Source organism: Streptomyces longwoodensis (assembly GCF_001514125.1).
Lineage (GTDB): Bacteria > Actinomycetota > Actinomycetes > Streptomycetales > Streptomycetaceae > Streptomyces > Streptomyces longwoodensis.
Genome location: NZ_KQ948550.1, coordinates 617,671 through 633,406 on the forward strand (window position 1 = coordinate 617,671; position 15,736 = coordinate 633,406).

The following is a 15,736-nucleotide window of genomic DNA, read 5'->3' on the forward strand; positions in this document are numbered from 1 at the left end:
GGAGCGGGGTCCCGGCGCGCCGGCCGGGACCCCGGACCGGTCAGGCGGCCGGCCGGTCCGCGGGCGCGTCGGGGGAGCCGTGGGCCGCCCCCGCGGTCTCCCGCGCTGCGCCGTCCCGCGAGGGGTGCTCCTTCTCGAACAGGTCGAGCAGGAAGGCGTCCCAGTGGATGCCGGGGCAGGCGAAGAAGTCGCGGCTGCTGATCTCCAGGCGCAGGTCGTCCCGGCAGCGGCTGATCAGTTCCATCACCATCAGGCTGTCCAGGCCCAGGTCGGCGAGGCGGGTGTCCTCGGTGAGCGGCTCCAGCTCCATGCGCAGGATCGAGGAGAGCTGGGCGCGCAGGTACTCGCTCAGGGTCGCCAGCCGGTCGGCTCGGCTCAGGCCGATCAACTTGGCGCCCAGGACGCCCGGTTCGTCGTCGGCGGGCGCGTCGGCCGGCGGCGCGGAACGGATCTCCCGCAGGATCGGCCGCTCCCGGCGCGCCTCCATCAGGTCGCGGAAGAGCGTCCAGTCCGCCGAGCACACGGTGCGGTGCGCCACGTCGTCGGCGATCGCCTCGCCGAGCAGCTCCAGCGCGTGCTCCGGGTTGAGCTGGTGCAGGCCGATGGACCGCAGGAACGCCATCACCTCGTCGTCGGCGAGCCCCGAACGGGCGCCCCACGGACCCCAGCTCACCGTCGTCGCGGCCAGACCGCGCAGCCGGCGCCAGTGCGCGAAGGAGTCCAGGAAGGCGTTGGCCGCCGAGTAGCCCGCCAGGTGCTGCGAGCCCCACACCGAGGCGATCGAGGAGAACGACACGAACAGGTCCAGCTCCGCGTCGGCGGTGGCGCTGTGCAGCGCCCAGGTGCCCTCCGCCTTGGGGTGCAGGCAGCGGTCGTACGTCTGTGGGTCGGACTCGCGCAGGAACTGCGGCTCGGACAGCCCCGCCGCGTGCACCACGCCCCGCAACGGCCGACCGGCCAGCGCCAGTTGGTCGGTCAGGGCGCGCACGGCGGACTCGTCGGCGACGTCCAGCGCCGCCACCCGGACGTCGGCGCCCTGGTCCTCGATGCGGCGGACGGCGGCGATGCGCGCGGCCGTCGTGTCGTCGAGCCCGGCCTCGTCCCAGCGCGCCCGCTCCGGCAGCCCGCTGCGGCCGGCCAGCACGACGGTGCCCGCGCCGGAACGCGCCAGCCACTCGCCGACCAGCAGACCGAGGCTGCCGAGGCCGCCGGTGACCAGGTAGCTGCCGAGGTCGCTCAGGCGCGGCGCCGGGCGCTCGGCGTCCGCGGCGGGCACCGCGACCAGGCGGGGCACCAGGATGCGGCCGCCGCGCCGGGCGCTGAGGTCCTCCACGGTCTCGGTGGCGGGCAGGGCCGCGATCTGCGCGGCCTCGTCGGCGGACCCGGCCGGGTCCAGGTCGAGCAGCCCGCCCCACAGCTCGGGGTGCTCCAGCGCGGCCACCTTGCCCAGGCCCCACAGCGGGCCGGCCGCCAGGCACAGCGCGCGCTGCTCGGGGCCGGTCCACTGGGCGCCGCGGGTCACGGCCCACACCCGGGTCGTGGCCTCGGCGGCCGCGAGCCCCTTCAGCAGGGCCAGGAACACGTGCTCGCCGTCCGTGCGGGCCCGCCCGACGGCCTCGGCGTCGCAGTCCCCGGCCGGCAGGTCCAGGGCGGACAGCAGCAGGACGTGGTCGTAGGACGCGGCGTCCGCCACGGACGGCACGGTGGCCGGGGCGAGCGTCACCTCGGCGCCGCGCAGCCCGAGCTGCTCGGCGGCGCCCGGCGCCGCGTCCGCGCCGCCCAGGAGCAGGACGCGCCGCCCGCCCAGGTCGCGCTCCTGGAAGCCGGCCGGGTCGACGGGCCGCCACTCCTCCTGCCAGACGGTCTCCTCGCGCAGCGTGCGCGGCACCTCCGGCGCGGGCTGGGCCGAGGGGCGCAGACGTACGTCGCGCATCGCGATGAGCACGCTGCCGTCGGCGCCCAGGATCTCCAGGCCGCCGCGCAGCCCGCCGTCCTCGTCGGCCGGGTCCAGCCAGCCGTGGACGTAACGGCGGGTGCCCGACGGCACCGGGGTCGGCGCGGGCGCGGCACCGGGCCGGGGGGCGTGCTCGGACTGGCGCAGCAGGCCCAGCGTCAGGTCCAGCAGGGCGCCGCGCGGCAGCCGTTCGGCGGCCTGGTTGACCTCGGCCAGGACCTCGCCGCGGCGCTGGTAGACCTCGGTGAGCACGGGCGCCGCCCAGTCGGGCACGCTCAGTGCGGCCGGGTCGACCGGCGCGCAGCGGGCCCGTACGGCGTCCAGGTCGCCGCCCGCGTCCGCCGGCGGGCGGCGCACCAGGACACCGCGGGCGTGCAGCCGCCAGCTGCCGCTCTCGGCGGACTCCACGCCCTGCCGGGAGAAGCACAGGAACAGCGAGCGGCCCTCGTCGTCCTGCGGCAGCACGTACACCCGGATCCGCGCGGGCCGGTGACCGGGGTCGACGCGCAGCGGCTCGCCCACCACGAACCGGTCCACCAGCCGCGGCTGGGCGCCGGGCAGCTTCGCGGCGCCGGTCAGCGCCCAGTTGCAGAAGCCGCCCGCCGAGACCTGCCGCCGCCCGTCCTGGCCGGTCAGCGTGAACACCTCGGGCAGCTCGTCGAGGTCGGGCGAGAAGGTCGGTGGCCCGGACAGCAGGTGCCCCTCGAACAGGGCGCCCGGCGCGTCGTCGGCGGGCAGCGTCCGGGGCAGGCCCGCCTGCTCGTCGTCGTTGAACCAGTACCGCTCGCGCTGCCACGGGTAGCTGGGCAGGTCGGTGCGGCGCGGCTGTTCGGCGGCGTGCACCGCGTTCCAGTCGACCGGGACCCCGCGGTGGTGCAGGGCGCCCAGGGCCTGGCCGACGATGTGCGCGTCGTCGTGGTCGCGGCGCAGCGAGGGGATCCAGGCCACGCCCTCCTCCGGCAGGCAGCGCGCCCCGAGCCCCAGCAGCACCGGCGCCGGGCCCAGTTCCAGGAAGGTGCGGCAGCCCGTCTCGTACAGGGCGGTGACGCCGGCGTAGAACCGCACGGGCGCCAGGACGTGTTCGGACCAGTAGGCGGGCCGCAGTTGCTCGGGGCCCCACTCGCGGCCGGTGACGTTGGAGACGATCGGGTACTTCGGCTCATGGAAGGTCAGCGTCTCGGTGACCGCCCGGAACTCCTGGAGCATCGGTGCCATGAGCGGGGAGTGGAAGGCGTGCGACACCGACAGCCTGCGGTGCTTGACGCCCCGCCCGGCGAGCAGCGCGACGACCTTGTCGACCTCCTCCCAGGGGCCCGAGAGGACCACGTCCGTCGGCCCGTTGACCGCGGCGACCGAGGTGCCCGGCAGCGGGCCCGCCTCGGCGAGCGCGGCGCGTACGGTCTCCTCGTCGCACACCAGCGTCTCCATCACGCCGCCCTCGGGCAGCGCCTCCATCAGCCGCGCCCGGGCCGTCACCAGCCGGGCCGCGTCCGCCAGGGAGTGCACGCCCGCCACGCAGGCGGCGGTGATCTCACCGAGGCTGTGCCCGATCAGCGCGGCCGGCCGGACGCCCCACGCCTCCCACATCCGGGCCAGCGCGTACTCCACGGCGAACAGCGCGGGTTGGGTGAACCCGGTGCGGTTGATCCGCTCGTCGTCGGCGCCGCCCGCGAGGACCGGGCCCAGCGGCTCGGGCAGGTGCGCGTCCAGCGCGGCCACGCACTCGGCGAGCGCCTCGGCGAACACCGGCTCGGACGCGGCAAGTCCGGCCGCCATCCCGGCGTACTGCGAGCCCTGCCCGGTGAACATCCAGCCCACCCGGCGGGCCTTGGCGCCCGTCGGGCCGTGCACGCCCACCTGCTCCGCCCGCTCCCCGGCCGCGAACGCCCGCAGCCCCTCGGCGAGTTGCCCGGCGTCACCGGTCACGGACAGGCCGTGCCGCATCCGGGCCCGGCCGATGTGCGTCGAGTAGCAGATGTCCGACAGGGTCCGCGGGTCGGCGTCGCGCACCGTCTCCTCGTACGTCGTCGCCATCGCCCGCAGCGCCTGGGGGGTGTTGGCGCTCAGCGTCAGCAGGCCCACCGTGCGCGGGGTGCCGGCGCGCGGAGCCGGCTGCGGGGCCTCGGCGATCACGGTGTGCGCGTTGGTGCCGCTCGCGCCGAAGCTGCTCACCCCGGCGACGCGCGGCCCGGACGGCCAGCCGGTCTTCTCCGTGGTCACCTTCAGGTTCAGCCCGTCCCACGGCACCTGCGGATTGGGCTCGTTGAGGTGCAGGTGCCGGGGCAGCTCGCCCTTCTGCAGGGCCAGGACCACCTTCAGCATGCCCGCCGCGCCCGCGGCCGGCTCCAGGTGGCCGATGTTGGTCTTCACCGAGCCGACCAGCAGCGGCCGGCCCTGCGGGCGGCCCGGGCCCGTGACGGCGTTCAGCGCGGTCAGCTCGATCGGGTCGCCCAGCTGGGTGCCGGTGCCGTGCGCCTCGACGTACGACAGCTCGGCGGGGGAGACCCCGGCGTCCTTGAGCGCGGAGGTGATGACGTTCTGCTGGGCGGCCGGGTTCGGCACGGTCAGGCCGCTGCTGCGCCCGTCGTGCTCCGTGGCCACCCCGCGCACCACCGCGAGGATGCGGTCCCCGGCGGCCTCGGCGTCCGCCAGCCGCTTCAGCACGAAGAGCGCGCCGCCCTCACCGCGCGCGTACCCGTCCGCCGAGGCGTCGAAGGTCTTGCAGCGGCCGTCGGGCGACAGCGCCCGCAACTTGCTGACCAGCACGAAGCCGTACGGAGACAGCATCAGGTTGACCCCGCCGACCAGCGCCATGTCGCAGGCCCGCGAGCGCAGCGACAGCACCGCCTGCTCCAGCGCCACCAGCGACGACGAGCACGCCGTGTCGATGACCATGCTGGGCCCCTGGAAGCCGAAGGTGTAGGACACCCGTCCGGCCAGGAAGCTCGGCTCGCCGATCAGCTGGTAGGCGTCGACGTCGGCCATCGAGCCCTTCTGCTGCCGCATCCGCACGTAGTCGCTGGTGCTCGCGCCGAGGAACACGCCGACCCGGCTGCCCTCCAGCTCGGTGGGCGGCAGGCAGGCGCTCTCCATGGCCTCCCAGGCCAGTTCCAGCACCAGGCGCTGCTGCGGGTCCATGCCGGCCGCCTCGCGCGGCGAGATGCCGAAGACGGTCGGGTCGAAGGTGTCCACCGGGCCGTCGAGGAAGTGCCCCGCCAGCGTGTAGGCGGTGCCCGGGTGGTCGGGGTCGGGGTGGTAGAAGCCCTCCACGGCGTGGCGTTCCTCGGGGAAGGGCGCGGTGGAGTCGTGGCCGTCGGCCAGCGACTGCCAGAACTCCTCCGGGCCCGCGCCGCCCGGCAGCCGGCAGGAGAGCCCGATCACCGCGAGCGGCTGTGGGCGCTGCAACTCCTCGACCCGCGCCCGCAGGGTGCGGATGGTGCCGAGGGAGTCCTTCAGCCGGCCGCGCAGGACGTCCTGGCTCGGCTGCTCGGCGTGGCTCTTGGTCATCAGCTCTCCTCAAGACCGAAGTTCTGTGCGTCGGAGATCTCCGCCTCCAACTGGCGCAGCAGTTCGTCGTCGTCCAGTTCGTCGAGTGCGTCGTGGGTGCCGGCCGCGGCGGGCGCGTCCGGGGCGTCCTCGGGTGCGGCGGCCCCCTCGGACTCCCGCACCGGGAAGCCGAGCCGTTCCAGCAGGTGCGCGGTGAGGGCGTCGGCGGTGGGGTGCTCGAAGGCGACCGTCGAGGACAGCTCCACGTCCAGCGCCCGCACCAGCCGCAGCCGCAGCGTCAGCGACATCACCGAGTCCATGCCGAGCTCGAAGAAGCCCTGGTCGGAACGGAGTTCGTCCTCCGTGAGGCCGAGCACGGCGGCCACCTGGGAGCACACCCAGTCCAGCGTGCGGTCCCGGCGCCGCTCCGGGTCCAGGCCCTCCAGCGAGGCCACGAACTCGGTGCCGTCGACCTGTGCGGCCCCGCCCAGCACCGCGGCGAACAGCTCCCGGTGCGGGGCGTCGCCCAGCGCGGTGCGGAACAGCCCCCAGTCGATGTCGGCGACCGCCGTGTGCACGGTGTGGTCCCAGGCCAGCCGGTCCAGCGCGGCCACCAGGTCCTGCTCGGTCAGCGGGGCGATGCCGCTGGACTTCAGCAGTAACGTCGTGCGCTCGTCGAGGAGTTCGCCGCCGGTCAGCGGCATCAGCTCCAGGTGGGCCACCGGCAGCCCGCCCGCCCGGCGCCGGGCCGCGAGCGCCCGCAGCGCCCAGTCGGACGGCGCGGTCGCCCCGGTCACGGCGCCGCCCCAGGTGCCGGGCACCGAGCCCAGCAGCACGAACAGCCCGAGCGGGTCCTTCACGGTGAGTCGGTGCAGCAGTTCGGCGGTCGCGGCCCGGTCCAGCGCCGCGTGCAGCACCTCGGTGGTCGTCTCCTCCAGCGGTACGGCCGCCCCCGGGGCGCCCGCGCACACCACGCCCGCGATGCCCGTGTCCGCGCGCAACCCCTCGACCAGCGAGGCGAGTTCCTCGCGGGTGCCGTGCGTGGCGGCGAGCCGGACCTCCAGGCCCCCGGCGCGCCAGGCGGCGAGCCGGTCGGGCCCACCGGCCGGCTCGGGCCGCGTGTCCACCAGCACGATCCGCCGGGCCCCGGCCGCAGCCAGCCAGTCCACCACCGCGGGGGCCAGCGGGCCGTCCGCACCGGTCACCAGGTGCCAGCGGTCCGCGGGCAGCGCCCGCCGGGTCGTCGCCGCGGGCGCCTCGGCCCGCACCAGGGCGCCGGTCCAGGCCCGCGCGTGCTCGATGCGCACGTGCTCGTCGCCGGGCGCGCCCAGCAACCGGTCGGTCAGCGTGCGCAGTTCCTCCGCGCTGCCGTGGGTGAGGTCCACGTGGCCGCCCCAGGCGTCCGGGCGGGTCATGGCCAGCGTGCGGCCGAGTCCCGCGTGGCCGCCCTGGGAGCCGTCCGGGTAGCCGGTGTGCCCGGTGGGCAGCAGGGCGTTGCGGGTGACGAGCCACAGCCGCGGCACGCTGCCCCCGGCGTCGGCCAGGGCCGCGGTGAGCGCGACCGTGGCGTGCCAGCCCTCGGGGCGCGAGTCCAGGTCCTCCAGCGGCCACAGGTCCACCAGCGCGCTGGTCGGCTCGTTGGCGTGCACGCCGAGGAGCGTGTCCCAGGCGTCGCGGTCGGCCGGGTCGACGACCAGGTCGTGCGGGCCGCCCGCGGTGCACGCCGCCGTGGAGCGCACGCGCCGCACGTCGCAGCCCGCCGCGCGCAGGTGCTCCGCGACCGCGCCGGCCAGGTGCTCGGTGTCGCCGCACACCAGCCAGCGGCGGGCCGCGGCCGGGGAGTCGTCGCGCGGCGGCGCGTGGCGCTCGGCCGGCCGCCACACCATGCGGTAGAGCATGCTCTCCAGCCGGTCCGCGCCCGCGTCCGCCGCGCGCGGCGGCTCCATGGGCGCCAGCCGCAGCCCGGTCAGCTCCGCCACGGCCCGCCCGGCCGCGTCCAGCACCACGAGGTCCGCCTCGACCGTGCCGTCGCCGCCCGCGCGCAGCGGGCCACGCCGGACCCGTACGGTGCCGTCGACCGCCGCCCGCACCCGCACCGAGGCGAGGGCGACCGGCCGCGTCCGGGCACCGTCGGCCGTCAACCGTACTGCCAAAGCCAGGAGTTGGTCGGGGAGCCGGTGGCGCGAGGCGCCGTCGGGGAGCCGTACGGCCGCCTCCGCCTCGCCCCGGCCGCTGCCCGCCGACTCGATCAGCGTGCCCGGGAGCGCCTCGGACAGCTCGGCGCGCAGGGGCTCGTCGTCGGCGAGGTCCGCCCAGGTGGCGCGGGCCGGCTCACGCAGCAGCCCCTGGGGGAAGCCGTCGTCCAACTCGGCCGTCAGGGCGGCCTCGTGGGGCGCGTTCTCGGCCGTCGCCCGCAGCACCAGGCTGCCCTGCCGGGTGTCGACCACCGCCTGCAGCGCCGTCCGGCCGTCGCCGTCGGTGTCCGGCGCCGGACCGAACCGCACCCCGCCGAGGGCGGGCGCCGCCGACCCCGTGGCGGCCGCCGCGGCGAGCGCCGCCTCCAGCAGCGCCGCCGCCGACACCGTCGTACGGGAGCCGTCGGACGCCGTCTGCCAGGGGCTGCGGGTGCCGTCCACCGTCACCGGCAGCAGCGCCGTCCAGGGCGCGTGCGCCGGGCGGACCGGCGCGCCGACCAGACCGGACCGGGCGTCCGGACGGTCCGCCGGGGCCTCGGGCAGCCAGTGCTCCTTGCGCTGCCACGGGTAGGCCGGCAGGTCCACGACCCGGCGGCCCGGTCCCGCGAACGCCGCCCAGTCGACCGGCACCCCGTGCGCGTGCAGCCCGCCCAGGGTGGTCAGCAGCGCACCGACCTCGTCCTCGTCGCGCACCAGCGAGGGCAGCACCAGCGGGCGTCCGGCGCCGGCCGCCGCCAGGGACTCCTCGGCGCCCGACACGAGCAGCGGGTGCGGGGAGATCTCCACGAACACCCGCTCGTCGGCGTCCTCGACCGCGCCCACCGCGTCCTGGAACCACACCGTGTCGCGCAGGTTGCGGCCCCAGTAGGCGGCGGTCAGCTCGGTGCCGTCCAGCTCGCCGCCGGTGACGGACGAGTAGAAGGGGATCCGCGCCGGTGACGGCACCAGGTGGGCCAGGCCCGCCTCCAGCCGCACCCGCAGCGGGTCCATCAGCGGCGAGTGCGGGGCGACCGGCACCTTCACCCGGCGCACGAACACGTTGGCCTCGGTGAGCTCCTCGGTCAGCTCCGCCAGCGCGTCCACGTCCCCCGCGACGACCGTCGTACGGGGGCCGTTGACCGTGGCGATGCCCAGCTTGTCCTCGTACAGCACCAGGTAGGGCGCCAGTTCCTCGCGGCCCAGCCCGACGACCACCGAACCGCCCGTGCCGACCAGGGTGTCCAGCAGCCGCGAGCGCAGGCACAGGATCTCCGCGGCCTGCCCCAGCGTCAGCACCCCGGCCGCCCAGGCCGCGGCCACCTCGCCCATGCTGTGCCCGACCACCGCCGACGGCTCCACGCCCCAGCTGCGCCACAGCGCGACCAGGCCGACCTGCACGGCGAAGATCAGCTCCTGCGGGATGCCCTCGTCGAAGGGCCGGCTGTCCGGCTCCCCGCGCAGCGACGCCAGCGGCGACCAGCCGATCCGGGTGCGCATCTCCTCCTCGCAGGCCAGCACCGCGTCCCGGAAGACCGGCTCGCTCTCCAGCAGGGCGCGGCCCATGCCGGCCCACTGGGAGCCGAAGCCGGAGAAGACGAACACGCAGCCCCGGGCGGTGTCCGCGGTACCGGTGAGCACCCCGGGGTGCTCCTCCCCGCGGGCCAGGGCGCGCAGGGCCGAGCGGACCGCGACGACGTCCCGGCCCACGGCGACCGCGCGCTGCTCCAGGTGGCTGCGGCGCGCCCCGGCGGTGTACGCCAGGTCGGCGAGGTCCCGCGCGCCCGCCGTCTCCAGCAGCGTCAGGTACTGCCGGGCGGCGGCGGGCAGCGCGGAATCGTGGGCGGCGGACAGCGGCAGCGCGAAGCGCTCCGGGGGTTCGGCGGTCTCCGGCGCGGCCGGCGGCAGGGCGGCGGGGCCGGGCGGTTCGGCGACCAGGACGTGCGCGTTGGTGCCGGTGAACCCGAAGGAGCTGACCCCGGCGATCCGGCGCCGGTCCGGCTCGGGCCAGGACCCGCTGCCCGCCGCGATCCGCAGGCCCAGCCGGTCCCAGTCGACCTGGCCGGTGGGCCGGGTGGTGACGCCCACGTGCGGGGCGATCCGCCCGTGGTGCACCGACAGCACCGCCTTGATCAGCCCGGCCATGCCGGCCGACGCCTCCAGGTGCCCGATGTTCGGCTTGGCCGAACCGACCACCAGCGGTGCTCCGTCGGCACCGGAGGGGCGCAACGCGGCGGCCAGGGCCCGCAGTTCGATCGGGTCGCCCAGCGGGGTGCCGGTGCCGTGCGCCTCGGCGTACCCCACCTCACGACCCGTCAGCCCGGCCTGGTGCAGCGCCTGTTCGATCAGCGCCTTCTGCGCGGTGCCGTTCGGCACGGTCAGCCCGCTGCTCGCGCCGTCCTGGTTCACCGCGCTGCCGGGCAGCACCGCGTACACCCGGTCGCCGTCCGCCAGGGCGGCCGACAGCCGCTTCAGGACGACGGCGCCCGAGCCCTCGCCGCGCAGGTAGCCGTCGGCCGCCTCGTCGAAGGTGCGGCAGTGCCCGGACGGCGACAGCGCGCCGCCCGCCGACACCGACACCGGGATGACCGGGCTGAGGATCACGTTGACCCCGCCGGCCACCGCCAGGTCGCTCTCCCCGGAGCGCAGGCTCTGCACGGCCAGGTGCACGGCGGTCAGCGAGGAGGAGCAGGCGGTGTCCACGGCCATGCTGGGACCGGTCAGCCCCAGGAAGTACGACAGCCGTCCGGCCGCCCCCGCGAAGGAGTTGCCCGTGCCGTAGTACAGGTCGACCTCCTCCAGCCGGGTGCCGACGTGCTGGGAGTGGTCGTTGCTGTTCATCCCGACGAACACGCCGGTGGCCGAGCCGCGCAGCTTGTCCCGGGTGGCGCCCGCGTCCTCCAGCGCCTCGTAGGCGACCTCCAGGAACAGCCGGTGCTGCGGGTCGAGGCTGCGGGCCTCGCGCGGGGAGACCCGGAAGAACGCCGCGTCGAAGCCGCGCACGTCGTCCAGGTAGCCGCCGCGCAGCGAGGTCATCGTGCCGGGCGTCCAGGCGCCGTCGGCGAGGAACGCCTTGCCGTCCCACCGGTCGGGCGGGACGTCGCGGATGACCTCGCGGCCGTCGGTGAGCAGCTGCCAGTAGGCGTCCACGGAGGGGCTGCCGGGGAAGCGGCAGCTCATGCCGACGACGGCGATGGGGTCGTCGGCGGGCGCGGGAGCCGCGGCGGGGGCGGGGGTGGCGTCGGCGGCCGCTGCCGTTGCCGCTGCCGCCCCGGCGGTGGCCTCGGCCGGGACCGCGTCCGCCTCGGCCGCCCGCGCCTCGCGCTCCAGCACCGACGGCAGCAGGTGGTCGACCAGTTCGTCCAGGCAGGGCCGCTCGAAGGGAGTCGACAGCGGGATGTCCAGGCCGAGTTCGAGACCGAGGCGGTCCACGAACTCCACGATGGTCAGCGAGTCCAGGCCCAGGTCGGCGAAGCCGCGCCGGGGCGGGATGCGCCGGGCCGGGTCCTGCCCGAGAACCGCGGCGAGCACCTCGGAGGTGCGCCGCATCAGCGCGCGGCGCCGCCGCTCGGGCGACACCGGGGCGGGCCCGGCGCCGGTGGACGGGGCGTCCGGCCCGGGGCCGGCGGGCGCGGGGGAGGCGTCCGACCGGGGTCCGGCGGCCGTGGGGGAGGCGTCCGCCGCGACCCCGCTCCGCCTCCCGGCGGGGTCGGCGGCGGACGCGTCGACGTCCCGGCCGGCCCCGTCGGGGGTCGGGGCCGTGGCCGGGAGGTCACCGGCGGCGAAGGGGGTGTCCGCCGGCGTCGTGGGGCCGCCCGGGAGCGGCCCGTCGGTGGGGGAGCCGGTGAGGTCCACCTGTCGGGCGGGCCCCGCCGGACGTCCCTCGGGGTCCAGGAGCTGGAAGGCGAGCCGGGCCGCCGGCACCGCGCCCTCGGGCACCGCGCCCGGCGCGTACTGGGTGCCGGGCGTGATGCCGGGCAGCCAGAACGACTCGTGCTGCCAGGGGTGGCGGGGCAGCTCGGTGAGCCGGCCGGGCACCAGGTCGTCCCAGCGGACCTCGGCGCCCGCGCAGTGCAGCTCGGCGAGCGAGGCGAGCAGCGCGGCGGGGCCCTCCGCGTCCCGGCGCAGCGAGCCCACCGCGACGCCCTGGCGGCGCAGCCGGCCCAGCCCGTCGTTCAGGGGCCGCACCAGGGTGGGGTGCGGGCCGATCTCCACGAAGTCGGCGCCCCGGTCGGCGAGCAGGCCCGCCACGGCCGGCCAGAACCGCACCGGGCGCAGCACGTTGGCCGCCCAGTAGGCGGCGTCCAGCACGGCGGGCGGGTCCTCGGGCGCCACCGTCGAGACGAACGACGCGGGGCGCGGGACCGGCGGCAGGTCGGCCAGCTCGGCGCGCAGCCGCTCGGCGTACGGCGCCATGGCGGGGCTGTGGAAGGCGTAGTCGCCGGGGACGAAGCGGGCGGACACCGAGCGCTCGCGCAGCAGGTCGGCGATCGCCGTCAGGTCCTCCTCGCGCCCGGCGAGGACGGTCGCGGCCGGGCCGTTGACGGCGGCGACGGTGACCGGCCGGCCGGTGCCCTCGGCGGTGTGCAGGGCCTCGTCCTCGGGCAGCGCCACCGCCAGCATCCGTCCGGTGCCCGCGGCGGCGGCCATGATCCGGCCGCGCAGCACCGCGAGGCGCAGCGCGGTGCGCTGGTCCAGGGCGCCGGCGCAGGCGGCGGCGGAGATCTCGCCCAGGCTGTGCCCGATCACCTCGGTCGGGGCCGGGCCGCGCGCCCGCCACACGTCGGCGAGCGCCAACTGCAGGGCTACGAGCGCCGGTTGCGCGAGGTCGGTGGCGGTCAGGTCGCCCCCGGCGAGCAGCTCGCGCAGCGGGGGCAGGCCGGCTTCCCGCAGGACGGCGTCGCTGCGCTCCAGCGAGGCCGCGGCGACCGGGTCGCGGTCCCACAGGTCCAGGCCCATGCCCTGCCACTGCGTGCCCTGTCCGGAGAAGACGAACACGGTGCGGTGGCGGCGGCGCGGCTCGGCGGTGCCGGTGACGGTCCGCTCGTCGGGTTCGCCCCCGGCGAGGGCCCGCAGGGAGGCGCGCAGTTCCCCGGCGTCGGCGCCGACGACCGTGGCGCGGGTCTCGTGGTGGGTGCGCCGGACCGCGGCGGTGTGCAGCACGTCGGCCAGCGGCTTCTCGTCCTCCAGGGTGTCCGCGAGGTCGCGGGCCCGCTCGCGCAGCGCGGTCTCGGTGGAGCCGGACAGCAGCAGCACTCGGGGTCCCTGCCCGGCGGGGGCCTCGGGGGTGCCGTCGGCGGGGCCGGGGGGTGCCGGGGACAGCAGGACGTGCGCGTTGGTGCCGCTCAGGCCGAAGGCGCTGACCCCGAACAGGGTGTCCTCGCCCGCCTCGACGGGCACGGCCTCCGCGGAGATGCTCAGGCCGCCGTCCTGCCAGGCGATCGCCGGGTTGGGCGTGCCGAGGTGCAACTGGGGCGGCACCAGCCGGTGCTGGGCGGTCAGGGCGGTCTTGATGAGCGCGGCGACCCCGGCGGCGGCGTCCGTGTGACCGAAGTTGGCCTTGTGCGAGCCGATGCGCAGCGGCCGGTCGCCGGGCCGGCCGGGGCCGAACACCTGCTGGAGGGCGTACGCCTCGATCGGGTCGCCGAGCGGGGTGCCGGTGCCGTGGGTCTCGACGAAGGCGACCTGCTCGGGGTTCGCCCCGGCCCGCGTCAGCGCGTCGCGCAGCAGGGCCTCCTGCGCGGAGGCGTTGGGCACGGTCAGGCCCGCGCTGCGGCCGTCGTGGTTGAAGGCGCTGGACCGGATCACCGCCAGCACACGGTCGCCGTCGGCGAGCGCGTCGTCCAGGCGCTTGAGGACCACGACACCGCAGCCCTCGCCGCGCACGATGCCGTCGGCGGCGGCCGAGAACGGCTTGCAGCGGCCGGTCGGCGACAGTGCCTGCACCTTGCTCATGAACACCGACAGCTCGGGGCTGGCGAGGACGTTGACGCCGCCGGCCAGGGCGGTGTCGGCCTCGCCGCTCGCCAGGCTGCGGCAGGCCAGGTGCACGGCGACCAGCGACGAGGAGCAGGCGGTGTTCACCGCGAGCGCCGGTCCGTGCAGGCCCAGGGTGTAGGCGACGCGGCCGGCGGCGAAGCTGAACTCCTTGCCGCTCGCGTAGTAGGGGTCGATCGTCCGGATGCCCCGGGTCTTGGAGTGCAGCAGGGTGTAGTCCATGCCGAGCAGGCCGAAGAACACCCCGGTACGGGACCCGGCCAGCCGCGGCTTGGTCTGTCCGGCGTGCTCCAGGGCCTCCCAGGACACCTCGAGCAGCAGCCGCTGCTGGGGGTCCATCTCGCGGGCCTCGCGGAAGGAGATGCCGAAGAAGTCCGCGTCGAACGCGTCGAGTCCGGGCAGGACGCCGGCCCAGCGGCAGTAGCCGGTGCCGGGCGCCGAGCCGTCCTCGCTGACGTACTCCGGCCCCCAGCGCTCGGGCGGGATCTCGCCGATGACGTCGACGCCGTCGCGCAGGACGCGCCAGAACGACTCGGGGTCGACCACCCCGCCCGGGTAACGGCAGCCGATGCCGACGAGGGCGATGGCCGGGTCGGTGCTGGTTGCGCTGCGGGCGGGCATGGGTCCCCCTTGGTGGAGTGCGACGGGCGGGTGCGTGGGTGCCGGCGGAACGCGCCGCGGCGGGCGGCCCGGGTGGCGGGAGGGGCGTCCGCGCCACCCGGGACCGTCGGGGGGACCGGTGTGAAGGCCCCTAGAACTTGGCCGCGGCGGACGGGGCCTTGAGGGTGCCCAGGTACTTGTGCCAGAGGTGGTTGGGGTCGTTCTCCACCACCTCGACGATCTCCCGCATCTTGGCCAGCGCCGCGGGTTCGCCGTCGTACACGTCGCCCTGGAGCATCTTCAGCACGTCCAGGCGGTAGCGCGGGTCCTGGACGAACGCCGTGAACAGGATGTTCAGGCGGTAGTAGATCTGGATGAACTCGTACCAGTTGTTCACCGCGCCGCGCAGCGTCTTGACGTAGGTGTCGAAGCGCTCCTTGCGGAAGTCGCCGGCCTCGTGGGCGGCGATGATGTCGGCGGTGGCGAGGCGGGCGCTGTTGAGCGCGACGCTGACGCCGCTGGAGAAGATCGGGTCGACGAACCGCGCGGCGTCGCCGATCATCACGAGGGAGTCGTCGGCGATCTTGGTGAGGGCGTAGCTGTAGTCGCCCTCGGCCTTGAACGGCTTGACGCGGCGGGCGTTCTTCAGGGCGTCCTGCAGCGCCGGGCGGCTGCCGATGGTGTCCCAGAAGAAGGTTTCCAGGTCGTCCTTGGCGGCCTTGAAGCGGGCCTTCTGGGTCACCACGCCGATCGAGGTGATCGTGTCGGTGATCGGGATCTGCCAGACCCAGGTGTCCTCGAGCGGCAGGAAGTGGATGAAGATGTAGTCCGCCTGGTCCTTGTTGACGGCCAGCGCCTTGCGGTCGAAGTCGTCGAACCAGGTGTGCACCGCGTACTGGTTGAAGACCGGGTCCGGCTCCTTGACCTTGAGCTGGCCGCCCATCATCGTGCGGCGGCCGCTGGCGTCGATCACCATGCGGACCGGGACGCCGACCTGCTGGCTGCCGACCTTCGCCTGGATGACCGGGCGGTCGCGGTCGGTGAAGTCGACGCGGTTGACGCGGATGCCGTGGTAGACCTTCGCGCCCAGGCTCTCGGCGTGCTGGAGCAGGATCTGGTCGAACTTGCCGCGGTCCACGTGGAAGGTGTGGTCGCGGTCGACGCCGGCCTGGTCGCGCTCGCTGAACAGGACCTCGGCGGCGCGGAAGTCGTGGTCGAGCCCCTGGAAGCCCAGGTGGTCGATGTCGCGTTCCTCGGCGGAGGTCCACGCGGCGCCGTACTTCTTGGGGAAGCCGGCGGCCTCCACCTTCTCCATCGCGCCGATCTCCAGCAGCACCGGGGTGGTGGCCGGCACGAGGGACTCCCCGACGTGTTCGCGCGGAAAGGTCTCGGCCTCGAACACCGCCACGGACAGGCCCGCCTTGGCGAGGTAGGAGGCGGCCGTCGAGCCGGCCGGGCCGCCGCCGATGATGCCGATGTCGTAGTCGTAGGTGGTCTCGGTTGCCTCGGACAACGTGGTCTCCTGGGT

At 76.0% G+C, this 15,736-nt stretch carries 3 protein-coding genes; all 3 read right to left on the bottom strand.

Annotated elements, in window-relative coordinates; genetic code table 11:
* Positions 1-40: 40 nt before the first annotated feature.
* Positions 41-5,461, bottom strand: a complete 5,421-nt coding sequence (locus AQJ30_RS07615) for a type I polyketide synthase (protein ID WP_067230209.1) — start codon at positions 5,459-5,461, stop codon at positions 41-43.
* A complete protein-coding gene (locus tag AQJ30_RS07620) occupies positions 5,461-14,229 on the bottom strand; it encodes a type I polyketide synthase (protein WP_067230212.1) in 8,769 nt (2,922 codons plus the stop codon). Before AQJ30_RS07620 ends, AQJ30_RS07615 begins: the two co-directional genes overlap by 1 nt.
* A gap of 130 nt (positions 14,230-14,359) precedes the next feature.
* Complete coding sequence (locus AQJ30_RS07625) at positions 14,360-15,721, bottom strand: NAD(P)/FAD-dependent oxidoreductase (protein WP_067230215.1); 1,362 nt, start codon at positions 15,719-15,721, stop codon at positions 14,360-14,362.
* Positions 15,722-15,736 lie beyond the last annotated feature (15 nt).

Coding starts and splice junctions, on each gene's coding strand:
- AQJ30_RS07615 (WP_067230209.1), bottom strand. CDS start 5,461: ATGACCAAGAGCCACGCCGAGCAGCCGAGCCAGGACGTCCTGCGCGGC.
- AQJ30_RS07620 (WP_067230212.1), bottom strand. CDS start 14,229: ATGCCCGCCCGCAGCGCAACCAGCACCGACCCGGCCATCGCCCTCGTC.